Raw genomic sequence first — 24089 nt, 5'->3', positions numbered from 1 at the left:
TCAGGCTTTTTTTCTAGCTATAAGTAGATATTTTATTGATAATAGCACGCAATATTATTAATAAAATATAGATAAATTTTTGTATGAGTAGAAAATTTTATGTTGTCTGGAAAGGCGCTAAAACAGGTGTTTTTTCAACGTGGAGCGAAGTTCAAAACCACACTCAGGGGCGATCTGATGCTCAATTTATGGGCTTCCCTTCCAAAGCTGAAGCAGAAGCTGCCTTTGCATCAACTTACACCAAAGCCTTAATGAAACGTGCTACAGATAATAAAAGCAGCACTGTTTCAGCTAAAAAATCGCCTAATATCAGCCAGAGCACAGCGACAATAAATAAAATACAAACAGCTGAAGTTCAAATATATTGCGATGGTGCTTGTTCACCTAACCCAGGGAAATCAGGTACGGGGTTAGCCGTTTATCAGCAAGGAAAAATCAGCGCACTGTATTATGGTTTGTACCAAGCTAATGGTACTAACAATACCGCAGAATTAAATGGTTTACTCTATGCATTCAAGTTAGCTAAAAAATGCTTGTCAAAAGTTGAAAAAGTACAAGTACTATCAGATTCAAAATATTCAATTGATTGCATCACAAAATGGGCAAAAGGTTGGCAAGCAAAAGGATGGACACGTGGCAAAGGCGAAGAAATCAAAAATTTAGACTTAATTAAAGCATGTTTCTCGCTTTATCAAGAAATCAAAACACAATTAGTGATCAGCCATGTAAAAGGCCATGCCAATATTGAAGGTAATGAATTATCTGATCGTATGGCAGTATTAGCCCGAGTACAACAGCAAGAAACCTTGAAGAAGTATCAGGGTGAACTTGATATTAAAACTATTTTAGCCATGGAATCTGGCTAATTATGATAAACATAGTCATCATTTTAGTACTCATTGTAATTTCAGCCCTGTTACTAACAAAAAAGTTTAGTTTACCTAGAAATATTAGTCTGCTTTTTATGGCGCAGCCTTTAGTCATGTGCTCTGCCCCAATAATTGTTTTTATTGGGGGATTATTATCAAGTGAACTAACTACCAATGCATCTCTTGCCACCTTGCCTATTAGTTTGATGATTTTAGGTGTTGCTGCTGGCTCTATTCCTGGCGCTATGATTGCAAAAGCTAAAGGGCGAAAGTTTGCGATATTTAGCGGATTTAGCTGCCTTTTGGTGGCTGCACTATTAGCTGTTTTAGCTACAACGTTAGCAATATTTAACTTGTTTGCACTAGCAAGTTTCTTATTTGGTATTGGCGGCGCGTTTACTCAACAACTTAGGTTTGCAGCAATAGAAAGTACCAATAATGTAGATGATATTCCCAAAATATTAGCCATTTTAATGTTAAGTGGTGTATTCGCAGCCTTTTTAGGCCCTGAAATTGCGGTAACCGCGAAAGATTGGGTTGCTTCACCTCATGGTTATACTGGCTCGTTTCTATTATTAGCACTGTTCATTGGCTTAGCCGCGCTCATTATGGTGTTTTTTAAAGAGCCTGAAATCAAAGAAACATCAAATGACGGTGAAGCAAGGCCCTTAACAGTTATTATCAAACAGCCTATTTTTATTATTGCTATTTGCACGGCTACCATAGGTTATGCCCTGATGAGTTACTTAATGACAGCAACACCGTTAAGTATGCATCACATGCAAGGTCATAGTTTAATAGAAACTAAATGGGTAATACAAAGCCACATTGCCGCAATGTATATACCTTCGTTGTTAACGCCTTGGCTGGTTAAAAAAATTGCATTGAAAGGTTTACTTAAATTAGGCACTATCATTTATATTGTTGTTGCCTTAATTGCCTTTTCAGGTCAAGAGGTAATGCATTATTGGTGGGCATTGGTGCTACTAGGTATTGGTTGGAACTTTTTATTTTTAACTGGAACATCTTTATTGCCACAAAGTTATCGCCCTTGTGAGCGTCATAAAGTGCAAGCTACTAACGACTTTGTTTTATTTGGTTTTCAAGCCTTTGCATCACTTATGGCTGGTTGGGTATTGTTTACCGGTGGTTGGCATTATGTAGTACTAACTAGCCTTCCAATGCTTGTGGCTTTATTTGTTGTCAATATACTTTATTTACGTCAAGACAAAAAACAGCAATTGCAAAGTAGTTAACGAATTAATGAGATATTATTGAAAGGAGATAGGTAATGAGTGGAACAACTATGGTTGTAGTTATCGTTTGTGTTGTTTTTGGCGTTATGTATGAAATATATAAAAAACATATCGAATTTAAAACAAAAACGTTAAAGCACAGTAAAACAGCTGACGAAGAAAGTAGCCAACTCAGACAACAAGTTGAAAAACTAACCGAGCGTGTACAAGTACTTGAAAAAATAGTGACTGATGAAGGCTATCAAGTACAAAAAGATATAAATAATTTGTAGGTTAACAGCGCATGAAATTAATCATGAAAACTGAATTTGATAACCTCAGAGACAATGACAATCACTGTTACGACACAGATTCAAACGGTGATAAGCAAGTGGTGCGAATTTATTGTGACGAACTGCTTATTGCTAAAAAGTTAACTCAGAAAAAATCGGTTAGGTATTTTGGTATTAATGGTTATCAAAAATACCTAACCCAATAAAAACAAATATTGAGTTGTTATAAATAATAAAAATGATGTCAATAAAGAGTATTTAGGCCCTTGTGTGCTTTTACATAAGGCTTGAGTCAAGGGCGGGGTTAAGCTCTTTGCTGCCGTTAATAATTGATTCGTTGAGTTAAAATAATAGGCAAACGTTAGTTAACTTCTAATATCCCAAAGTATTTTTATTTCTTCAACAATTGCTTTAATTACAGGCTCATTCATTCTATTTTTGTGAACGACAAAAAATAAATCGATAGCGAAATCTAATTGTTGCAGTATATTTACTTGTCTTTTTGATGCGGCCTGTAATGCCACTTCAGTTTCTAAAAAGCTTATTCCACAACCTGATGTAACAAGTGATAAGCGTGTATTATCATCACTTGTGTTAATGTTTGCTAAATTGTGATTTGGAAGTTTATTTTTTAAAGCTTCATCAAAAGGACAATATGCACCCATTTTTATCCATGGTTGGCTTGTAAGCTCAATTATCGTTGTATTGTCGTTTAACTTGCTTGAGAAAGGGATAATAGTGGTAATGTTTTGCTTTTTTATTTTAATAGCAAATAAATCTTCAGGCACATTGCCATAAACATACCCTCCATCAATAATTTTGTTTTGAATTTCTTCAATTGCTTTACCCGTTGATCTTGTGGATACACTAAGGCTAATACCTTGACAGTTTTCACTAATGTTCTGGTATAAATTCGTTAGTTTTAATTGAGGGGGTTGTTGATTAATAGATAACTTATAATCGCCAATAATTTCATTTTGATTTTCCGCAGCTAAATTAACCATATCAATAGCTGAATTAAGCGTAGCTTCCGCTTTATTTAACAATAACTCCCCTTGGCTGGTTAAACTCATCCCCTTACTAGAGCGAATAAACAAGTTGGTTTTAAGCTCTTCTTCAAGACTTTTGATGTGTGCGCTGATAGCTGGAGGGGTCGAACATAGCTGTTTAGCAGCCGCAGTTAAATTACCTATTTTAGCTACAATGACAAAAGAGCGTAAATGATAAAATTCCATCAAAACCTCGTTATTATTTGTACAGTAAAATTTTTCATAGCAATAAACCACTATACCTAATAGCATGACAAAATAGCATTCATAAATAATGAAAACACTATTCAGATATCGTGAATGGTGTTTTAGTAATAACTATCTTAACTTGTTAATCAATTAACCTTTCACTATTTAATTTTTAATAAGGATTTATGATGTCTACTTCATCCAATGTACTTGCTTTTAACCCCGCAACTAGTGATCTAGCAAATACTTTTTTTGCTAATAAATTAGGCTTTGAAACAGATTGTTCAGATGTTTATGCTGATATTAAAGCTGGTAATAATAACTATCTATTACTTGATGTTCGCTCAAAAGACGCATTTGATAAAAGTCATGCTATTACTGCTATTAGCATGCCTCATAGTGAAATTAACGAAGCGACTTTTAATCAGTATGATAAAAAAACTATTTTTGTTGTTTATTGTTGGGGCCCTGGTTGTAATGGTGCAACCAAAGCGGCAATGAAAATATCATCTTTAGGATTCCCTGTTAAAGAAATGATAGGCGGTATACATTATTGGGAAGATTTTGAGCGTTACCCTGTAAACCGAAAACAAGCTAGTGCTCAGTCCTAAAAAAGACCTCAAGATTATGAGCAATACTATTATTCGTGAAGCACAAAATAGTGATTCAGAACAACTGTATATGTTATTTAAAAAGCATGCAGAATATGAATCTTGTATTTTGCATGTGTCAAATCAAAAGCAAGCATTAAGTAACCTTGATGAATATCCTATGAAGATTTTTGTTGCTGAGTATGAAAATGTAATTATAGGTTATTTAAGTGTTATCAAACAATTTTCAACATGGGATATGGATTATTATCTTTATGTTGATTGCTTATACTTGACGCCAAAAGCTAGGGGGAAATTATTAGGTAAAAAGCTTATGTATTTAGCAAGGGAGTACGGTAATTCAATAAGTATCAGTAAATTGCAATGGCAAACGCCTGTAGAAAACATAAACGCTTCAGGTTTTTATTCATCAATAGGTGCTGAGAGTAAAAACAAACAACGATTTTATTGGTCTTAAATGAGTCAGTATTCGTTTATTTGAAGCGTAAATGGACGTTATCAATTAAATGTTGAACGACCGCTTTGGTAGCTTTTGCGACTGTCAGGCTTGAACTAAAATACCTTACATCTACTAAAGTTAGTATTTGGAGAAACAAATAGGTTATATTAAAATAAAGTACTTACGTGTATCTTTGAAAGCCATTTATTCTTGAGTAAAAATTACGTCACCATTCGCTTTAATCACCGCAATATAGCTGTTTCCAACATTAGCTATTTGACAGAAATTTGCTGATATATTGTTAATCAACTCCATATCAGCACAATTATCAAATGAGAAAGAACTCGTTATTTGAGCTTTTTCGGCTATAATCTCGGGCAAATTACTACCATCAAAGTGTAGAGTTTGATCTGTGGAAGTAAAAAACCTAACCGTATAGTCATTTTCTGTAGTGTTATTATTAGCTTCAACTAAATTAATGGCATATTCACCTTCATCAAGCCAAGCGATACCAATATAAGCCTGGTTATTGATTAAGTTGTACTCATCAGTCGCTCTCAAAGTTTGAGTGTTCGTATCGGTAATAGCGATGCTTGTTCGACTCAACGCATCGTTCCATTGGTAAATAATTTGCGTGCTAGATTCATCATTTATTACACTGGCAACTTCATATTCACTTTGATAGATACTTTCACTGATACCAATGTATTTCGCATAGAAATTCACCATGTCATCCGTTGCATTCACAAGGGTAAACACTGAGCTGTTGTTTTTTTCGGCATCATTAATATCTTTATCAATTTCAGCTGAGGTACCACCACATGCTGCTAAAACAGAAGCACATAAAAGTATACATGCCGTGCTCTTTATTTTGTTTGAGTTAATTGTTTTCATTATTATTCCATCCGTCTATTTAAAGTAATGACAAAAGTATAAATAAATAAACTTGCAGTTTGTATGTACTAGTGTGGACGAACTGTGACAGTTTGTGACAGCTAGTATCATTGCGAAATTGGCCAAAGCATTACAAATTTCGCACCACCTAACGCTGAGTCAGATAATTTAACTTCTCCTTCGTGCCATTTCATAATTTGCTTAACAATAGCCAAACCTAATCCATGCCCCATTCCTGACTCTCGTTGTTCATTATTTAACTGCGAGAAAGGTGCAAAAACATTTTCCCATTTTGAGGCTGGAATACCTGGGCCATCATCTTCAATAGAGAGGAAGTAATAGGTGAGATTTGCATAAAAATTAATTGATATTTTTTTCGTTGCGAAACGCTTAGCATTAGAAGTTAAGTTATTAATCGCTCTAATCATTGCTCGTTTATCAACAAATATTTCTCGATTTATTAACGAATCGCTAATATTCAAATCTACAATAAAACTAGGACTTTCCAATTTAAAATAATCTACTTCTTCTTGAAGTATCTTTGCAAAAATTTGATTTTCAAAAGACGTTAAATCAACTGTGTTATTGTAACGTGATAAAACTAATGTTTGATTAATCAACTGATCTAAATCATCAATACTTTTGTCAATTGCATCAAAGTAATTTGTTTTTTCATTTTGCGTAGCATCGTCTGATTTAATCATTTCAAAAGCAAACCTAAGTCGATACAGGGGGGTACGTAAATCATGTGCTATGGCGCGTGTCAATTCTTTTTGATTAGAAAACAATTGCTCAATTTTATTTGCCATTTTATTAAAGGATGAAGTAAGTTGTGATACTGTAGAATTCTTGGTAATTAGTGCTCTTTCATCAAGCGCGCCATCACCAAACTTAGTCGCAATAATATTAAGTTTTGACAGATCTTTCCAAAGAGGAGAAACCCATAAAAACATGGCTATAGAGATGATCAAAACAAAGACTAGCAAAATGACTATAATGAATATAGGACTTATGCCGGAAACATGAATTTCTTCTGCCTTAATAACATGGGTCGAATCGGGTAATAAAAAATAAAAATCTAACCTTTCATTTTGGTTAGGTAACCAAATCATTTCATAGTTGCTAAGTTTATTTACTAGCTTTTGCTCTATGGTTAAAGATGATTTGGGCAAAATTGATAATTTAAAAGCAAAGCGCGTGTTTAATTCAACCAATTTGTCAGACCAACTATCTTTATCTTTTAACTTAAATTCTTGTTGGAGTAAATATAATGAACCTTTGCTGCCTCGATATATATTTTCTTCTTGTGAACTGTCAACATCCATGACAATGACCCATTGGGTTTGCTCTACTCGTTTTATCAATAATTCTGGTTCATCGTTTATAAAAACAAATTCACCATTGCTAAGTGATTGATATTGTGTAATATCACTTTGCCAGTCACTCAACCTCTTCAGTGATAATCCATAACCAAATTCTTTAGATAAACTCTGTACATCATCTTTCCATAAGTTTTCATCTATTGTATCTAGTCGATTGGCAATCAAATAAAAGGTACCTTCATAGATACCTACATAGCGATTTTTCTCTGTATACTCATTAAGTATAGTGATGGGGCTGTAAGAAGATGGGAAAAGTAAAAAAAACAACGGTAGAAAGACCACGGCCCATAAACCCAAAAACGCTTTAAACATGTATTATTCCCTATTTTGCTTACACAATTGATAGCCTTTGCCGCGTATCGTTTTTATTATTTGTGGGTTTTCCATATCATCCATCAATTTTTTACGCAGGCGAGAAATTCTTTTATCTAAAGAACGATCTAGTCCGTCATATTCATAGCCCTTCAGCTGTTTTGCCATCATATCTCTTGATACAGGTTCGCCTGGTGTTCTTGCTAATAAATATAGCAATTCGAATTCAGCCGTTGTTAATAAAACTTCTTCGTTTGCTAATGTGACTTTTCTTAATCCAATATTAATAGATAAGTTATCCAAGGTAATAAGTTTGGCCTGTTCATCAATATTTATTACTGTTTCGTTTATATTTTTCGGCTTATGTTCAATACGCCGTAACAAGGCCCTTATTCTTGATAATAGCAACCTAGGTTGCACCTGCTTTATAACGTAATCATCAGCGCCAAGCTCTAGTCCCATCATTTGATCAATATCATCATCTAATGCTGTTTGCATTAATATAATGCCATCATATTGAGACCTAACTTGACGGCACACTTCCATGCCACTTTGCCCAGGAAGCATCAGATCCAAGACAACAAGACATGGCTGTTTCTCAATGATTTGTGTGACCGCTTCATATCCATCGGAAACAATTGAAACATTAAATTCGTATTTCGTTAAAAAATCTTTAATAAGATCTGCTAATAATAGATCATCTTCAACGAGTAAAATATCTTTTTTATTCATCAATCCTTTAACCTTATTTGTAAGTATATTTTAAGTATTTGTGTATTGTTGCTGTTGTATAACGATATACTTACCTAGTGCACGCATATCTATAACTTGTATAATATTAAAGCCAGTATCAGATATTATATTACTCCACTCACCTAACGTTCTCTCTCGTCCCTCTGAACCGATCAGCATTTGCATATCCATAGAAGCTGTTATTTCATTTATATTGCTCTCTTCTGCAACTGCATCAGCAACGATAATATGGGGAGAGTAACTTCCTATAGCTTGTTGAAGGTTAAAAAATATTCTCTTACAGTCTTCATCACTAAAAGTATGAAACACTGCCATAAAAAAATAAACATCTTCATCAGAGGTAGCACATGGAAGGCTATCAAGTATGTCACCGCCAATAAACTTCATTCTATTTAAGACATCTTTATCTTGTTTGCTACTCCAAAAATCTCTTGCTGTCTCTATTATTTGAGGTCTGTCAAAAACAACTGCATTTAGTTCCGAATTAGCCTTGAGGATAGCCAAGGCATAGTCATTTCTGGAGAATTATGCATCAATATCATTGCTTGTACACTGTGTTGATGGTTCTTACGTAAGTACTGAGATAATTTAGAGTTCTTGAATTGATTTGGACTGGTCTCTTTAAAAACACCAATAGACGCCAACATTCGCATTAATCTATATAAATGGGACTCATGAAGGTCTAACTTATTAGCTATCGTAGTAATACTTACAGTATCATCACCAAGAACGTCAGCAACTTCCAATTTAGTAGCGACATATAACGCTCTTGATTGCCAAAATGAAGATCCAGTTTGTATTAACTGAAATGGGGCTGGAGTTATATTTCTCGGCCACTGCTGGAGCTTATGCATAGTTTTAATCATCACTTTATAGATGAAGACTGCAACTTTATTTCTGACCAAGTTCATATATATCCTTATTCAAAATTTAATTTACCAATGGCTTACCAGTGAGATTCAACTAACTAATAGGAAAGAGTTTTAATTAATGAAATGCTCTAATTATTTAGTATGCCTAAAGAGCCAATTAGTTAGTACGGTTTTTTACAGCGTTTTAAATAAGACTGTTCCCCATTAAGGCGGGAGGATTGACTGGAAACATACCAATTTGGTCGAGAAAGTAGCATTTTCCTACATCTGACTGCAAGTGGCACAAGTGAGATAAATACCTCTCTGACTTGCCCCTTATTACGACTGCTATGGTAGCTTTTGCGACTGTCAGGCTTGAACTAAAATACCTTACATCTACTAAAGTTAGTATTTGGAGAAACAAACAGGTTATATTAATATCTAGTTCAATTCGAATATTGGCCATTAATATTCTCGTTCATAAGGATTGATATAAAAAATCACAAATCAATTCACTTTCCTGTTTACAGGGCCTATCCCCCCTGCTCACATAGTCTTGAAATTTTCGAAGAACCACCTAAGTTTATGAATTACTTTTTCAACATAGACTTTAAATCAGCAAAAGGGTTATAGGTTGCTGTGTCTTGGTTGGTATCCCCTGCTTTTATCTCTGTTTTATAATTTGCATGTTCTGTGTATTTGGCATGTTCATTATCATGACAATATATGCACAATAGCTCCCAGTTACTGCCATCGTTTGGGTTATTGGTATGATCATGATCCATATGATGTACCGTCAATTCTTTAATATTAGAATAAACAAACTCACGGGCACAACGACCACATACCCAAGGAAATAATTTTAAAGCACGGTCACGGTAGCCCTGCTCTTGTTGCTTGTAGTTGGCACTGGTACCGAAACGATCTGAAGACATAATAACAATTAATGAATAACAAATGATGTATACATTGTATTGCCAAGTTAAGTGCTTAGCAATACATCTATGAGTTTGTCGCTAGCCTATTTGATAATTTAACTATCTGTTTAACTATCTGTTTAACTATCTGTTTAACTATCTGTTTAACTATCTGTTTAACTATCTGTTTAACTATTATTTTGATTCATTAATCCCTCATAGGTTTTCCCATGAGAAATAGGTTTACGTGTCTCAGGATCAACTTTCACAAAAACGATATCATCTGCCAAACAAATGGTTTTTTTAGTTATCTTATTACGCACTAAACAGGTGATGGTAATTGAGCTGGTACCTACTTTTTTGGTTTCCAAACCAAATTCAACCACATCCCCTTGCATTGCTGCTGACTCAAAGCTGATTTCGCCAATATGTTTGGTCACTAAACAATTGGTTTCTAACTGGCAAATGGCAAAAATGGCAGCTTCTTCATCTATCCATTCAAGTGCACGGCCACCAAATAATGAATTGGCATAATTTAAATCATTTGGCATAACTAATCGACGAGAAAGAAAGCGCATATAAAACCTTATTTACAAAGAATAAAAATGTTAGGATTTAATTATAGCGACTTATGCATTTTTGCTCTAGCTAACTTGTTAAATTAAAACGGGTATTACATTAATAAACACTTCAAATGGAACTTTTATGTTAAAAAAAATAATTATAATAACTTTGATTTTACTCAGTAAAATCTCATTCGCTGAAACCCAAAAAACACCTATAAATAGCGGCTATATGTTTGAACATCAGTCAAAAGTATTGGATCAAAACAGGCGCTATATGGTGTCCTTACCTGAGCGTTATTACAGCAATAATCGTCATTACCCGACCCTTTATGTGATCGATGGTGATTTTCAATTTCAACATACTTCAGCATTAGTCACTAATTTAAGTAGAATGGGGAAAATTCCGCCAATGATAGTTATTGGCGTGGCTAACCAAGGGCAACAAGACTATATTTACCACACTACTTGGGCCTTTGAAAACAACCCTGAATACGGTGGTGCTTCTTTGTTTAATCGATATTTAGAGCAAGAATTAGTACCTTTGATAAAGAAAAATTATCGCACCACTGCTCAGCAAGCATTGGCGGGTTACTCATTAGGTGGGCTATTTACGACCTATGCCATGATGCAAGAAAATACCACCTTTAATGCTTTTCTCGCCATGAGTCCAAGTGCTTGGTTTGATAATGAGTCATTAGCAAAAAAATTACCTACGTACATTTCAACATTGAAAAATACACCACCGACATTGTTTCTTTCCGTTGCTAATGAGGAAGGAATGGGTGTGAGAACACTCGTTGATGCACTAAAAGAAAAAACCAACGCAAAGAAAGATTGGAATTGGCAATTTAAAACTTACCCTGAAGAAACCCATTTTAGCACTGCCATGCCTGCTCTGTATGACGCCCTTACCTTTTTAGCACCAAACTTTTATTTTGATCCCCAAGAGATGATGAAATTTGAAAATTATCATCAGGTATTAGATGAGTTTGAGAAAAAGAAAGCTTCGTGGGCTGGTTTTCAAATTGAATGGCTACAGGCGTATCAACTTGCTAAGTATATGTTTTGGTCAAAACAATCTGCTGATATCGACGATTTTCTTAAAGAAATATCAAGACGCTTTCCAGAATCACACACCGAAGTGACCATACAATTAGCAAAAGGTTTTAATATTAAAAAACAACCGGAACGTGCACAAAAATTGCTGTTAACCATTGAAAAAACGTCAGCTGAAAATCCTTTATGGCATCGACAAATGAGCTTAAGCTATGCAGGTATAGAGAATAAAGCCAAAGCACAAATGCATCAAGAAAAAGCTCTGGGCTTAGCTAAAACGCATCAACTCCCTACTTGGCTAGTTTGGGAGTTACAATAAAAAGGCATAAAGTGGTAACTGTAAAGGTAACAAAGCAGGTAGTTACGAAAACAATTTTTTCAAACTATCTGCCATCTCTACAAACCTTTCTTTAATCGTACGTTTTACTTTTATATCAATACCACTAAAAATACAAAGCCCTTCAACTGTAATAGTTGGGGTTACAATATGAGGATTAACTTGAGTCGCGGTTTGGTAATCAATGCCGCCAAAAATACAAAATGCTTTTGAGACAACATTAACGTTTTCAGGAATGTAAATATTGCTGCCACTAAAGAGGGAAAACACTTTAATGCGCAGTTCAGTTTGGGTAAATTTTGCGTCTGTTAAATCGATATCACAACCACTAAATAAGCTAAAAGAGCGAATTTCTTTTGGCACTGTCCAAGCACCACTGCGGGTATTACCACTAAAAACATTGATCATATATTCAACATCTTCAGTATCCCCTGAAACAATGTTAGGTGCTAAATCTTGTTTTTTGCTTTCTACAAACGCTTTATCTACCGTTAATGGTAAATCTTTTGCTAGCTCAACTAATGATTGATGACATTGCAATTCCATCGCTTGATCTAAACGGCGCTCAAATGCTTCGTAAGATAACTCACCATGACTGTAATTCATCACCAGTTGATCAATAATTTCACTGCGGACACTTTCAATTGGTCTATCTTCTAAAATAACTGACATTTTATTTCCTTGTTTATACTTATATTTTATAAGCTATTAAGCAAGCAAATGCTAAGCCAACAATTAATCCTTAAAATACAAACAGATAAAAAACATACAACATTTTTTAGCATAAATTAAACGAGAAGTTAGTAAAATACACTAATAGTTAGTTTATTTTTAAACTGATAAATCACGAATTTTAATTGCCGGATTACCAGCATAAAAACTATTTTCAGCTATAGATTTAGTAACAACGCTACCCGCGCCCACTACACTATTGTTTCCAATAGTAACACCTGCAAGCACAATAACAGAGCCGCCTAACCAGACATTATCACCAATAATAATATTTTCAACATAGTTATGTTTCATCAAGCGATCGTGAGGTTTCATATCGTGCGACACTGCAAGTAATTGCACATTAGGGCCAATCAAACAGTCACTGCCAATATGAATTTCACTTTGTGCTGCTTTAGCTCCATCAACTATGGTGCAATTGGCATTGATGAAACTTCTATCGCCAATACTTATACTGTCTCCGTAATCCATATGAAAACCATATTCGATAAAAACATCTTCTCCACAAGAGTAAAACAAAGCTTTTAAACGTTTTAAATTCCCCTTACTAGGACTACGTGTAAATTGTCGACACAGTTCATGCACCGACTTTCGTTGGCTGACTAACGTTGGTGTAATGCTGTCAAAACGTGTTTTCATAGTAAATGATAAACTTAATTGTATTAATGAAGCACTGCTTGAATAGGTAAGCTCTCGCATATTGCCGCTTCTGCGATTAAAATTTCTTCTAAGCGCTGATCCACTTCTGCTTTGTCAAAATATTCATAGGCTAACTCAACAAACAAGTTTTTGTGTTTTTCTTCAGACTTAGCAATGGCAACATAGAGATCTTTATCTTTGCCTTCTGGCAGTGCTTGTGACACTAACCAAAATTTTTCATAACCTCGGGCTTCAATTACTGCTGCGACTAACAACCTATCCATTAAAAAATAACTAGTGCCGTTTCGAAAAAGTTGTCTGATTTGGTTAATGTATGGATCTTTCTTGTCTTGTCCTAAGGTAATATCACGCGCGACAAGTAACTTTAATACTTGTTTAAAATGAATAAGCTCTTCTATGGCTAAATCCGTCATTGTCCGTACTAATTTAGCTTTATCCGGATAGTGAGACAGCATTGCCATCGCCATGCCCGACGCTTTTTTCTCTGCTGCGGCATGGTCTTGCAAAAAACGGGGAAAATCAGCCATTACAGCATCGGTCCATGCTTGCGTGGTGTTAAATTTTAATTCAAACATAAAAGTCTTTGGGTGTTGGTTAAATAAAAAAGATTTTACAGGTCAGGCGAACATTAATAAAGAACCTTATCAATACGCCCTTTGTTCGTTGATTCAATTTTCAAAACATTGTTGATATCTTGCCAAGCTTTCACTTTGCCACCAATGTTAATTTTTTCAAAACCACCTTCATTACCTGCCAAGGTTGAAATACCTAAAAAACTTAATAATTGTTGGTAGCTTGAAGCATCACTGACATCTATGGCTAAAAAGTCATTCGATCTATCTTTAAAATAGGCATAAACGCTTTGTTGATGACGCTGATAACATTGAAAAAGGAAATTATCTTGAGCAATATTTTCAGGTGTTAGTGGTGAAAATATTTCATTATAACAACGTTTCAAATGAGGGTTAAAGCCACCATCACTGCGTTGTAAATTAGTTATCATGCGATATAACAACTGTTTAATTGAAGGCAACCACCCTTCTTTAGCACGCGACAAATAAATAAATTTACTGTTAGGGAAATGTTGGTCAAGAGACTGATAATCACAAAAAACTGGCGTATCAGCAATTACTTCTGCTTCAGTAAAAGCATTTTTTGTATAGGCATTATGGGCTGTTTTAAACCCTAAGCTTAACATTGCTAAACAAACACTTGTGGTGGCAGTTCTTGGTAAACCAATGATAAATATTTTGTTGGTTGGCACGAATTCTTCCTAGAAATGAAAATCGAAGTCTGATAAAAAACCTTGATATAAAATGAATAACAAATGAATTGTTTGCTTGCACACTCTGCGAGAATTAAATCAAACGACTATAATAACCTGAGCACATTGTTAAAAAGTAATGTTAACAAACTTTGTGTTGATGATGATCAATAAAAATCTATCGTACTCAATCATACTTATAGCTAATAGCTTACCGTTATTTTACGTGTTTTAATAAGATTGTCTTTGTATAACTAGTTCAACAATATTGCACTATATATTATGACAATTGGTACTCAAATAGGAATTTTCATGTTAACAAACTATGAAGAACATAATAGCATCAATTGGGAAGATTTTCTAAAGTCAGGCAATCGTATCTTTATTGGCTCAGGAGCGGCGGTACCCAACGCCTTAATTGATGATTTAATTGCCAACTCAAAGCAATTACACGACATTGAAACCGTACACATTTTAACCTTATCAGAAAATGTGTGGGCAAAAGCTGAGCATAAAGACCTGTTCAAAGTGAATAGTTTATTCATTGGTGGAAAGAACATTAGAGAAGCCATTGCCGAAGGGCGTGGCGATTATACCCCATGCTTTATTTCAGATATTCCTCGTTTATTTAATGAAAATAGTTTACCCCTTGATGCAGCGCTAATTATGGTTAGTCCTCCAGATGAATACGGATATTGTTCTTTAGGCGTCAGTGTAGATATTGTTTCGTCAGCAGTAAAAGCAGCAAAATATGTTATTGCTCAAATTAATCCTAAAATGCCACGTACTAATGGCCATAGTTTTGTGCATTTAAACCAAATTCATGCTTGGATCAATGTTGCACAAGATCTACCCCAAATTATTCCACCAGAGTTCGACCGTCGTACAGAGCAAATTGGCCAATATGCGGCGATGTTAATTGAGAATGGTGCAACATTACAAATTGGTATAGGAAAAATTCCAGAAGCAGTTTTACGTTATTTAGCGAACCATAAAGATTTAGGTATTCACAGTGAAATGATCTCAGATGGGATTATTGATTTAATGTTAAAAGGTGCTATTAACAACCGCAAAAAAACCTTTCATAAAGGTAAAGCAGTCGTTACCTATTGTGTGGGTAGCCAGAAAGTATATGACTTTGTTGATGGTAACCCTCATATTGAGTTCTACCCCTCTGAACATGTTAACTCACCTGTTAATATTGCGCGAAATGACAATATGGTTTCCATTAATAGTGCTATTGAGGTCGATTTAACAGGCCAGGTTGTTTCTGACTCTATTGGATACCAATTTTATAGTGGTATTGGCGGGCAAGTAGATTTTGTTCGCGGCTCTTCGCTTAGTAAAGGTGGAAAACCCATTATAGCACTGCCTTCAACCACCAGAGATGGAAAAATATCTCGTATTGTCGCTCATATTACTGAAGGGGGCGGCGTGGTAACGTCACGAGGTCATGTATCTTATGTAGTAACTGAATTTGGTATAGCATCATTACAAGGCAAAAGTATTAGGGAACGTGCTTTAGAACTTATACGCATTGCTCACCCTAAATTTAGGGATCAATTACTTGCTGATGTACGTAAACATTATTGGGTGCCCGAGTATCAAGAAAGTTCACCCAGTTCAGTACCCGAATTAGGTGATGTAGAGCTGAAAAAATTCACGTTTGCTAATATTGACTATACCTTACGTCCATTATCGCCCGCCGATGAACGTAAGCTACAAGAGTTTTTTTACTCGCATAATAAAGAAACATTAATTATGCGATATAATCACCATATAACACAAATGACCCGTGAAAAATCATGCAACTTAGTTAGCGTTAATCAACACGTCGATTTAGCACTATGCTTTACCCGTAAAGATTATTTAGGTGAAGCAATTCAAGCCGTTGCCCGATATTACTATATTGAAAGTATTAACTCTGGCGAAGTGGCTTTTGTAATAAAAGAAAGTTTACGTGGTCGTGGTATGGCAAGTACACTATTAGGTGAAATGATCGCAATTGCTAAAATAAGAAAGCTCGACAGCCTAGTTGCTTGTGTACGTAGAGACAATGCCTCGATGCTAAAAGTCTTTGAAAGAGCTGGGTTTGTTCGTCAGCCAAGTGAAGATTTTGATGAGGTCAGTTTAAAGCTTTCATTAAACGAGAGTAATGAGCGTAGTAACGAAATCTAATTACAAAGCAGAATGAGCGACGATACACTATAAAAGAGAAATATATGACTGTTGGAATTATTGGCCACTATCGGTGTGGCGAACATGATATGGGTGAGCACCATCCTGAAAATGGCAAACGTTTAACGGCAATATCAGATCAACTTATCCGAAGTGGTTTAGATTATGTTATTCGACAATTTGACTCTAAGCCTATAGATAAGTCTTTACTTTCATTAGCTCATACGCAAGAACATATAAACTTTGTTTTTGACAATGCACCACAAGCTGATGACGAATACTTTACTGTTGGCGAAGATTCCGTCATGAATTCAAAAACATTAACGTCTATTTTGTTATCAGCTGGTGCAGCCGTTGATGCGGTTGACTTAGTGATGGACAAAACTATATCGCGTGCTTTCTGCGCAACACGTCCTCCTGGGCATCATGCTGAACATGACAAAGGCATGGGGTTTTGTTTTTTTAATAATGTCGCTATTGCCGCAGCATACGCAAGAAAAAAATATAAACTTGACCGTGTTGCCATTGTTGATTTTGATGTCCATCACGGTAATGGCACTGAAGACATTGTAAGAAATTATTTTCCAACTGTTGATAATACCAGCGATGGTGCTTATTTATTTTGTTCTAGTTACCAATATCCTTTTTATCCTTTTGATATTCGAGAAAGTAATACACCACCAGTCATAAACACACCACTTGCCGCCACAACAAAAGGTGAAGATTTTCGTAAAGAAATTTCTGAGCATTGGTTTCCAGCTTTACGTAAGTTCAAACCTCAGATGATCTTTATCTCAGCGGGATTTGATGCACATATTGAAGATGACATGTCACATGTTAGCTTAACTGAAGGCGATTATCGTTGGGTTACTGATGAGCTACGCACAATTTCGTTAGAACATGCAGAAGGGCGAATAGTATCTGTACTTGAAGGTGGTTACAATTTAGGCGCATTAGGCCGCAGTGTTGTAGCACACATCAATGGCCTAATTGGCAATTAAGCATTAAAAACTAACTGAAACAATATAGTATAACCATAGTTAACAATACGTTATGTTATATTGTTCAATAATGTTCAGTAAACGTTTATCAGTAAATGTTTTGCGACTGTTTTTGTTTATTAAGGTATTAATATTATGTTTTCATTAGAAGAATTAACACAAGCCAGCCAACTCGTTCATCGTGTTTTTTCTGCAACACCACAGTACAATTGGCCGCAATTGACCCAAACTTGTGGCTGCGAGGTTTGGGTTAAACATGAAAATCACACCCCAACCACAGCCTTTAAAGTACGTGGTGGCATTGTATTAGTTGATGCGTTGATGAAATCAAACGCTCCACCTAAAGGGCTAATATCTGCAACCATAGGTAACCATGGCCAAAGCTTGGCTTTTGCAGGAAAACGAGCAAATTTACCCGTGACAATTGTTGTACCCGAAGGTAACAATGAAGATCAAAATCGTGCAATACAATCTCACGGTGCAAACCTCGTTATTCATGGTCATGATTTTGAAGCCGCTCGCCAGCACAGCTTAATACTGCAACATGAATTAGGTTATCGTGCTGTTGCTCCATTCGAGCAAAAATTGGTGCTTGGTGTAGCCACCTATGCATTAGAACTATTTAACCATGTAAAAAATTTAGATACTGTTTATGTTCCCATTGGTATGGGTTCAGGAATTGCTGGGCTCATTCAAGTAAGAGACTTACTCGGCCTAAATACTAAAATAGTCGGTGTTGTAGCAAAAGGCGCCCCTACTTTTGCCTTGTCATTAGCTGCTGGGAAAATAATTAATACTGAACAGGCAAACACTATTGCCGACGGGGTAAAAACCCGTTCACCAATGCAAGAAGCGTTCGATATAATACAAAAAGGTTGTCATCATATAGTGCAGGTTAATGACAATGATATTGCAAAAGCCATGCTGCAATATTATCAGGCAACGCATAACTTAGCTGAAGGCGCTGGAGCCATTACTTTAGCTGCACTTAATCAGGAAAAAGATCAAATGAAAGGAAAAAAAGCCGCCGTTATTCTAACGGGAGGTAATATTGATTATCAACGTTTTACTCAGTATGTTAACAACATTGTTTAACGCATTGTGAATAGTGCTTTAGGTTATTTTTAACGCTTTATTCAAACACTTTTTGATACCATTTATCTATTGATTCAAATAATTCGGCGGTTGCCTTTCGACTTGGGTCTAGTAATTCATCACTTGATTTCTCAATATTATTTAATACGTCATCCAATACTTCACTACTACTATTTTTCACACCTTGCCATGCTTCGTTAGCAAAGTGTGCAGAATCTTGTTTACCTTGTTCAAGGCAGGCTTTCATATCAAACGCTGTGTTGGTGTCAAACAAAATGTTAGCGTCTTCGCTTAATACTCGCTGTTCATCACAATACTGACTAACTTCTAAGTAAGTTAAGGTGCCAATAACCGCAACGGTACCAATAGTGGCAGCAGATGCAGCAGTAATTGCTACTTTCTTACCTGAGCGCTTTATAAAACGTTTAGATACATTAGCACTTTTGTTCTTATGCCGCTTTTGCATTTTTTGAATAACTTTTTGAGAATGTGTTAATTTAGCTAACTGATCAATAGGTAATGCTGTGTAGCCAAATAATGCAAAAATGCTGGAAAAAAAGAATTTAACTGCAATAAATCCTGCAATAAAAATAACTAATATGGTTGATAGTATCGCCTTCAAGAAATCCCCCCACTATAATCAAATGTTCAATAAAATACTCAAAATAGCATAAGGCAACTACATTTTCACATGGTCAAGAAAATCATAACCGAATACTATTGCAAAAAACTAATGAATAACTACTCAATTATATTGTGAATCGGTTAGTTTTTAGCTAACTTCGTTTGGCAATTTAAAGGAAATAACTGCCGCAATACCGATAAAGAGTGTAGAAATCCATAAACATGCTGTTAGCCCATATTGTTGATAAATCCAACCAGACAGCACAGTACCAATTAATCTGCCCATTGCGTTCGCCATATAATAAAAACCAACATCCAATGACACACCATCTTTACTAGCATAACTGACAATAAGATAACTGTGTAGTGATGAATTTATAGCAAATATTACCCCAAACACTAATAAGCCAAAAATAATTGACAACTGAATGTGAAAATCAAAATAGATTGATAAGGCAATGAATACTGGCAAAACACTTAATATACCTGCCCAAAGGCAAGCTGACTTTCCTGAAGGTACTTTGCCTTGTTTTTTACCCGTAATATAAGGTGCAAAAGATTGCACCATACCGTAACCAATAACCCACAAAGCCATGAAACCACTAACCCACCAATGATTCCAATTAAACGTAACCGCAAGATAAACAGGTAAAGCAACAACAAACCACACATCTCTAGCACCAAATAAAAACATGCGAGCAGCAGAGAGCCTATTAATTGCCGCGCTTTTTGAAAATATTTCTTTAAATTTAGGTTTATTTTTTGCTTTTCCTAACTCTTTTTTCAGAGAAACTAAGCTAAAGATCCACACGCATACTAGTAACATGGCCATTAAAATAACCGCGCCTTTAAACGTGAATAATGTTAATAGTACGCCACCTAGAAAGAAGCCAACTCCCTTTAGGGTATTTTTGGAACCAGTTAAAATAGCAACCCATTGATAAAGTTTGCTTTGAGCATTATCAGGTACTAATAATTTTATTGCACTTTTAGCACTCATTTTATTTAGGTCTTTAGCTATTCCAGACAATGCTTGTGCAACCATAACATAGGCAACAGTAAGCATATCAGCAGGCACCGCCAACATTGCTAACGCCACAATTTGTAGCGCTAAACCAATATTCATGGTTTTATTTAAACCTAATCGTGCCCCAAGCCACCCCCCAACTAAGTTGGTGATTACTCCGAACACTTCATAAAATAGAAATAACATGGCAATATTTAATGGGCTGTAACCTAACTGATGAAAATACAATACGACTAACATACGTAATGCACCATCAGTTAAGGTAAACGCCCAATAGTTACCTGTAATCACTAAATATTGTTTAACTTGTAGAGACAACGACTTTAATGATGGCACCCCATTAAACGATAAAAGCCCCATGTATACTATTCCTTATTCTATGATTATGCTTTTTACCACAAATCAGCTAAACCCACTTTACGAGCAAGTTCAGCCGTTCTGTTAGCATATCCCCACTCATTATCGTACCAAATATATAGCTTCACCTGCGTATCATTCACTACCATGGTTGAAGGTGCATCAACAATGGCTGAACGTGGGTCAGTTTTGTAATCTACCGATACTAATGGACGCTCTTCATACCCCATAATACCGTTAAGTTCATTATCAGCTGCAGCTTTAAGTAATTGATTCACTTCTTCAACACTGGTCGCTTTTTCTACTTCAAATACACAATCAGTAATAGACGCATTCGTTAACGGCACACGTATCGCATGACCATTTAATTTACCTTTTAGTTCAGGAAATATATGTGTAATAGCAGTGGCTGATCCTGTTGTGGTCGGAATTAAACTAGTACCACATGAGCGTGCGCGACGTAAATCTTTATGTGGCGCATCAATAATAGTTTGTGTATTGGTAATATCATGAATCGTCGTTATAGAACCATGCTTAATACCTATATTCTCATGAATCACTTTTACTACCGGAGCTAAACAGTTAGTAGTACATGACGCAGCAGTTACAATGGGATGACTATTTTTGTCATATAAATCATCATTCACACCCATAACAATGTTCAAAACTCCTTCTTCTTTCACGGGTGCAGTAACAACGACTCTCTTCACACCCTGATCTAAATAGGCTTGTAATAACGCTTTGGTTTTTAATTTTCCCGAAGCTTCAATCACCACATCACAAGTTGACCAATCACTGTCTTGTGTTGCTTTATTTTGTGTACAAGGAATTGTTCTACCGTTAATGAGCATTGCACTACCGTCGGCTGTCGCTTTAGCTTCATGCTGCCAACGTCCATGCACTGAATCAAAGTTCATTAAATGTGCAAGTGTTTCAGCATTTCCAGCGGGATCATTAATATGAACAATTTCAATATCATTCCAGTCAAATGCTGCCCGCATTGACAAACGTCCCATACGGCCAAAGCCGTTAATACCAATTTTAATAGTCATTATTTTTCCTACATTTATGTCGATATATTTCGTGGTTTGAGTATTCTATTTGTTTCAGGTGGTACTAATTATGACCATAACTATTTTAACCAAGATTCAACCGCTTCTCGGTGTGGAATAGAACCACTATGAACATTAACCTCATCAATAATAACCGCAGGCGTACTCATAACTCCATATCCCATAATAACTTCTGGGTTAGTTTCTTTAATCACGTTAACGTCAATATTCAATTCCTTAGCAATTTTCGCAATAAGTTCAACTGTTTTTGTACATTTTGCGCAACCAGTACCTAATACTTTAATTTCTTTCATGATAATTTCCTTAAATAAAGGGGGTTAATAAATTAAAAACCCACCCAATGAGTGTAAATGCAACAAGCAGCACCAAAAATAATATGGCCAACAAACGCCATTGCATAACTTGTTTTAGTAAAATAAACTCTGGGAAGCTGGCAGCCACGGTACTCATACAAAAAGCAAGTGTTGTTCCAATAGGTAGCCCTTGTTTAATTAGGCTTTCCATAACGGGAATTACACCCGTAGCATTTGAGTACAATGGAATACCCAATAAAACTGCAGAAGGTACTGACCACCATTGACCGTTTCCTAAGTGCTCTTTAATCCAGCCCTCTGGTACAAAACCATGCAGCGCCGCACCTAAACCAACGCCGATAATGACCCACTTCCATACTCGACCAAAGATTTCCAGCATTTCTTCTTTAGCAAAACGATGCCGTTCCTTAAAAGATAAACGACTAATCTGTGAATTTTGTGTCGATATTGCCGCTTGTTGCCCTTTTTCTAACGCTTTAGCCGCAAAAGATTGTAGCCAACGCTCAGCTTTAATCGCATCAAGAAAGAAACCACCTAAAATACCAACTAACATGCCGACCACTAAATACAGTACGGTGAACTTCCACCCTAATAAACTCACTAATAATAATACCGCAACCTCATTAATAAGTGGCGATGTAATGAGGAACGACATAGTAATACCAACGGGAATACCAGCTGAAGTAAAGCCAAGAAACACAGGAATACTCGAACACGAGCAAAAAGGCATAATGGCACCAAAACCAGCCCCCAGTAAATACCCAATACCTTTATTTTTTCCTGCTAAATAATCACGAACACGTTCAACATTCATTGATGCACGCAAGAGTGCAATCACATAAATCATAATGAGTAATAAAAAGAATATTTTGGTGGTATCTTCAATAAAAAAATGAAGTGCATCCCCTAATTTTGTGGCCTTTGATAAGCCAAAAACATCAACCACCAACCAAGTAGAAAAATCAGTAAACCACTCAAACATGCGCTGCTCCAAACCAATGTTGTGTACGATTGATAATATAAACCAAAGACAACATCACTGGCACCTCAACTAATACACCAACAACAGTTGCCAACGCAGCACCTGAGTGCAAGCCAAACAATGAAATTGCTACCGCAACCGCTAATTCAAAAAAATTAGATGTGCCAATTAAACAGGCTGGAGCCGCAATATTATGTGGAAGCTTCATCCATTTAGCTGCAATATAAGCAATAATGAAAATACCGTAATTTTGAATCATCAGAGGAATGGCAATTAAACCAATGGTTTCAGGTTCATTTATAATAGTATTAGCTTGAAACCCAAAAAGTAAAACAACTGTAGCAAGTAAACCAATAACTGACCAAGGTTTCATTGCTGATAAAAAATGGGTTAAAGATTTCTCACTATTATTCAAAATCTTTCGAGTGAACACCCCTGCAACCAAAGGTAACAGTACATAAAGCACTACGGAAATAAATAACGTTTCCCAAGGCACTTGAATATCACTTACGCCTAACAATAGTGCGGAAATAGGAGCAAAGGCAAATATCATAATCACATCATTAACAGACACTTGTACTAACGTGTAGTTAGGATCACCTTTTGTTAATTGAGACCATACAAACACCATTGCGGTACAAGGGGCAACACCAAGTAAAATCATGCCAGCAATATATTCTTGTGCCGATGCGGAATCGACTAAATCAGCGAATAGAATATTAAAAAATAACCAACCTAAAGCAGCCATTGTAAAAGGTTTAATCAACCAATTAATTACAATAGTAAGCACTAAACCCCTAGGATTTTTACCAACATTTTTGACTGCTGAAAAATCAATTTGTACCATCATGGGATATATCATTACCCAAATAAATACAGCAACAGCAATATTAACATGCGCAATTTCAAACTTAGCAATACCTTGAAAAGCATCAGGTTGCCACAACCCAAGTACCACGCCTAATACAATACTGATACCAACCCAAACAGAGAGATAACGTTCAAAAATACCCATTAAAATTTCCTTTA

General features: G+C 35.7%; 28 protein-coding genes. 10 read left to right on the top strand and 18 right to left on the bottom strand.

Going from position 1 to position 24089, the window contains the following annotated elements:
- The first annotated feature begins 83 nt into the window (after nt 1-83).
- Genes ACE1OF_RS09340 through ACE1OF_RS09325 form a run of 4 tightly spaced genes read left to right on the top strand, consistent with a single transcriptional unit; the run spans nt 84 to nt 2603 of the window.
- Entirely contained in the window at nt 84-866 is a 783-nt protein-coding gene (locus tag ACE1OF_RS09340; RefSeq protein WP_448894064.1) for a ribonuclease H family protein, read from the top strand.
- 2 nt (nt 867-868) lie between these two features.
- Nucleotides 869-2125, top strand: a complete 1257-nt coding sequence (locus ACE1OF_RS09335; protein WP_448894063.1) for an MFS transporter — start codon at nt 869-871, stop codon at nt 2123-2125.
- Between the two features lie 35 nt (nt 2126-2160).
- On the top strand, nt 2161-2397 hold the full coding sequence (locus tag ACE1OF_RS09330; protein ID WP_448894062.1) for a hypothetical protein: 237 nt from the start codon (nt 2161-2163) through the stop codon (nt 2395-2397).
- Between the two features lie 11 nt (nt 2398-2408).
- Complete coding sequence (locus ACE1OF_RS09325) at nt 2409-2603, top strand: hypothetical protein (RefSeq protein WP_448894061.1); 195 nt, start codon at nt 2409-2411, stop codon at nt 2601-2603.
- Between the two features lie 159 nt (nt 2604-2762).
- Here the strand turns inward: ACE1OF_RS09325 and ACE1OF_RS09320 are convergent, their stop codons facing one another.
- A complete protein-coding gene (locus ACE1OF_RS09320) occupies nt 2763-3632 on the bottom strand; it encodes a LysR family transcriptional regulator (RefSeq protein ID WP_448894060.1) in 870 nt (289 codons plus the stop codon).
- Nucleotides 3633-3823: 191 nt separating this feature from the next.
- Between ACE1OF_RS09320 and ACE1OF_RS09315 the strand changes: the two genes are divergently transcribed.
- Nucleotides 3824-4246, top strand: coding sequence for a rhodanese-like domain-containing protein (locus ACE1OF_RS09315; protein WP_448894059.1), 423 nt, complete (start codon nt 3824-3826; stop codon nt 4244-4246).
- A gap of 16 nt (nt 4247-4262) precedes the next feature.
- Nucleotides 4263-4703: an N-acetyltransferase family protein gene (locus ACE1OF_RS09310; RefSeq protein WP_448894058.1), complete on the top strand. Its 441-nt coding sequence runs from the start codon at nt 4263-4265 to the stop codon at nt 4701-4703.
- Nucleotides 4704-4889: 186 nt separating this feature from the next.
- On the opposite strand, the gene ACE1OF_RS09305 is transcribed toward ACE1OF_RS09310, so the two are convergent.
- From ACE1OF_RS09305 to ACE1OF_RS09275, 7 genes are all read right to left on the bottom strand, one after another.
- On the bottom strand, nt 4890-5579 hold the full coding sequence (locus ACE1OF_RS09305; RefSeq protein ID WP_448894057.1) for a hypothetical protein: 690 nt from the start codon (nt 5577-5579) through the stop codon (nt 4890-4892).
- Between the two features lie 107 nt (nt 5580-5686).
- Entirely contained in the window at nt 5687-7273 is a 1587-nt protein-coding gene (locus ACE1OF_RS09300) for an ATP-binding protein (protein WP_448894056.1), read from the bottom strand.
- 3 nt (nt 7274-7276) lie between these two features.
- Nucleotides 7277-8005: a winged helix-turn-helix domain-containing protein gene (locus ACE1OF_RS09295; protein ID WP_448894055.1), complete on the bottom strand. Its 729-nt coding sequence runs from the start codon at nt 8003-8005 to the stop codon at nt 7277-7279.
- 30 nt (nt 8006-8035) lie between these two features.
- A complete protein-coding gene (locus ACE1OF_RS09290; RefSeq protein WP_448894054.1) occupies nt 8036-8530 on the bottom strand; it encodes a methyltransferase in 495 nt (164 codons plus the stop codon).
- Complete coding sequence (locus ACE1OF_RS09285) at nt 8500-8880, bottom strand: methyltransferase family protein (protein WP_448894053.1); 381 nt, start codon at nt 8878-8880, stop codon at nt 8500-8502. The genes ACE1OF_RS09290 and ACE1OF_RS09285 overlap by 31 nt, the downstream gene beginning before the upstream one ends.
- A gap of 587 nt (nt 8881-9467) precedes the next feature.
- Nucleotides 9468-9812 carry a YajD family HNH nuclease gene (locus tag ACE1OF_RS09280; protein ID WP_448894052.1) on the bottom strand — a complete coding sequence of 115 codons (345 nt, stop codon included), beginning with the start codon at nt 9810-9812 and terminating at the stop codon, nt 9468-9470.
- A gap of 170 nt (nt 9813-9982) precedes the next feature.
- The gene (locus tag ACE1OF_RS09275; RefSeq protein WP_448894051.1) at nt 9983-10372 is read right to left on the bottom strand and encodes an acyl-CoA thioesterase; all 390 of its coding nucleotides are present in this window, start codon (nt 10370-10372) and stop codon (nt 9983-9985) included.
- A 127-nt stretch (nt 10373-10499) separates the two neighbouring features.
- Here ACE1OF_RS09275 and ACE1OF_RS09270 point away from each other — a divergent pair, with 127 nt between their 5' ends.
- Nucleotides 10500-11735 carry an alpha/beta hydrolase gene (locus tag ACE1OF_RS09270; RefSeq protein ID WP_448894050.1) on the top strand — a complete coding sequence of 412 codons (1236 nt, stop codon included), beginning with the start codon at nt 10500-10502 and terminating at the stop codon, nt 11733-11735.
- Between the two features lie 42 nt (nt 11736-11777).
- Here ACE1OF_RS09270 and ACE1OF_RS09265 read toward each other — a convergent pair whose 3' ends face one another.
- The 4 genes from ACE1OF_RS09265 to ACE1OF_RS09250 all read right to left on the bottom strand — a co-directional run bounded on the left by ACE1OF_RS09265 (nt 11778) and on the right by ACE1OF_RS09250 (nt 14409).
- Nucleotides 11778-12425, bottom strand: a complete 648-nt coding sequence (locus ACE1OF_RS09265) for a DUF1707 and DUF2154 domain-containing protein (protein WP_448894049.1) — start codon at nt 12423-12425, stop codon at nt 11778-11780.
- Between the two features lie 159 nt (nt 12426-12584).
- Nucleotides 12585-13124 (bottom strand): sugar O-acetyltransferase, encoded by a 540-nt coding sequence (locus tag ACE1OF_RS09260; protein WP_448894081.1) that lies wholly within the window; start codon nt 13122-13124, stop codon nt 12585-12587.
- A gap of 23 nt (nt 13125-13147) precedes the next feature.
- Nucleotides 13148-13720, bottom strand: a complete 573-nt coding sequence (locus ACE1OF_RS09255; protein ID WP_448894048.1) for a tRNA-(ms[2]io[6]A)-hydroxylase — start codon at nt 13718-13720, stop codon at nt 13148-13150.
- A gap of 53 nt (nt 13721-13773) precedes the next feature.
- Entirely contained in the window at nt 13774-14409 is a 636-nt protein-coding gene (locus ACE1OF_RS09250; protein ID WP_448894047.1) for a sulfotransferase, read from the bottom strand.
- A gap of 312 nt (nt 14410-14721) precedes the next feature.
- On the opposite strand from ACE1OF_RS09250, the gene ACE1OF_RS09245 reads away from it, so the two are divergent.
- The 3 genes from ACE1OF_RS09245 to ACE1OF_RS09235 all read left to right on the top strand — a co-directional run bounded on the left by ACE1OF_RS09245 (nt 14722) and on the right by ACE1OF_RS09235 (nt 18683).
- Complete coding sequence (locus tag ACE1OF_RS09245; RefSeq protein ID WP_448894046.1) at nt 14722-16587, top strand: GNAT family N-acetyltransferase; 1866 nt, start codon at nt 14722-14724, stop codon at nt 16585-16587.
- A 44-nt stretch (nt 16588-16631) separates the two neighbouring features.
- Nucleotides 16632-17588, top strand: a complete 957-nt coding sequence (locus ACE1OF_RS09240; RefSeq protein ID WP_448894045.1) for a histone deacetylase family protein — start codon at nt 16632-16634, stop codon at nt 17586-17588.
- A gap of 135 nt (nt 17589-17723) precedes the next feature.
- Nucleotides 17724-18683 (top strand): threonine dehydratase, encoded by a 960-nt coding sequence (locus tag ACE1OF_RS09235; protein ID WP_448894044.1) that lies wholly within the window; start codon nt 17724-17726, stop codon nt 18681-18683.
- 37 nt (nt 18684-18720) lie between these two features.
- Here the strand turns inward: ACE1OF_RS09235 and ACE1OF_RS09230 are convergent, their stop codons facing one another.
- From ACE1OF_RS09230 to arsB, 6 genes are all read right to left on the bottom strand, one after another.
- Entirely contained in the window at nt 18721-19305 is a 585-nt protein-coding gene (locus ACE1OF_RS09230; RefSeq protein ID WP_448894043.1) for a hypothetical protein, read from the bottom strand.
- Between the two features lie 150 nt (nt 19306-19455).
- Nucleotides 19456-20694: an organoarsenical effux MFS transporter ArsJ gene (gene arsJ / locus ACE1OF_RS09225; protein WP_448894042.1), complete on the bottom strand. Its 1239-nt coding sequence runs from the start codon at nt 20692-20694 to the stop codon at nt 19456-19458.
- 32 nt (nt 20695-20726) lie between these two features.
- The gene (locus tag ACE1OF_RS09220; RefSeq protein ID WP_448894041.1) at nt 20727-21743 is read right to left on the bottom strand and encodes an ArsJ-associated glyceraldehyde-3-phosphate dehydrogenase; all 1017 of its coding nucleotides are present in this window, start codon (nt 21741-21743) and stop codon (nt 20727-20729) included.
- An 80-nt stretch (nt 21744-21823) separates the two neighbouring features.
- Nucleotides 21824-22057: a thioredoxin family protein gene (locus tag ACE1OF_RS09215; RefSeq protein ID WP_448894040.1), complete on the bottom strand. Its 234-nt coding sequence runs from the start codon at nt 22055-22057 to the stop codon at nt 21824-21826.
- A gap of 10 nt (nt 22058-22067) precedes the next feature.
- The gene (locus tag ACE1OF_RS09210; protein ID WP_448894039.1) at nt 22068-23060 is read right to left on the bottom strand and encodes a permease; all 993 of its coding nucleotides are present in this window, start codon (nt 23058-23060) and stop codon (nt 22068-22070) included.
- On the bottom strand, nt 23053-24075 hold the full coding sequence (gene arsB / locus ACE1OF_RS09205; protein ID WP_448894037.1) for an ACR3 family arsenite efflux transporter: 1023 nt from the start codon (nt 24073-24075) through the stop codon (nt 23053-23055). The genes ACE1OF_RS09210 and arsB overlap by 8 nt, the downstream gene beginning before the upstream one ends.
- Nucleotides 24076-24089: the final 14 nt, after the last annotated feature.

The sequence above is a fragment of the Colwellia sp. E150_009 genome (assembly GCF_053543955.1).
The sequence above is the reverse complement of the archived record's forward strand: the minus strand, read 5'-3'. Positions and strand labels throughout refer to the sequence as shown.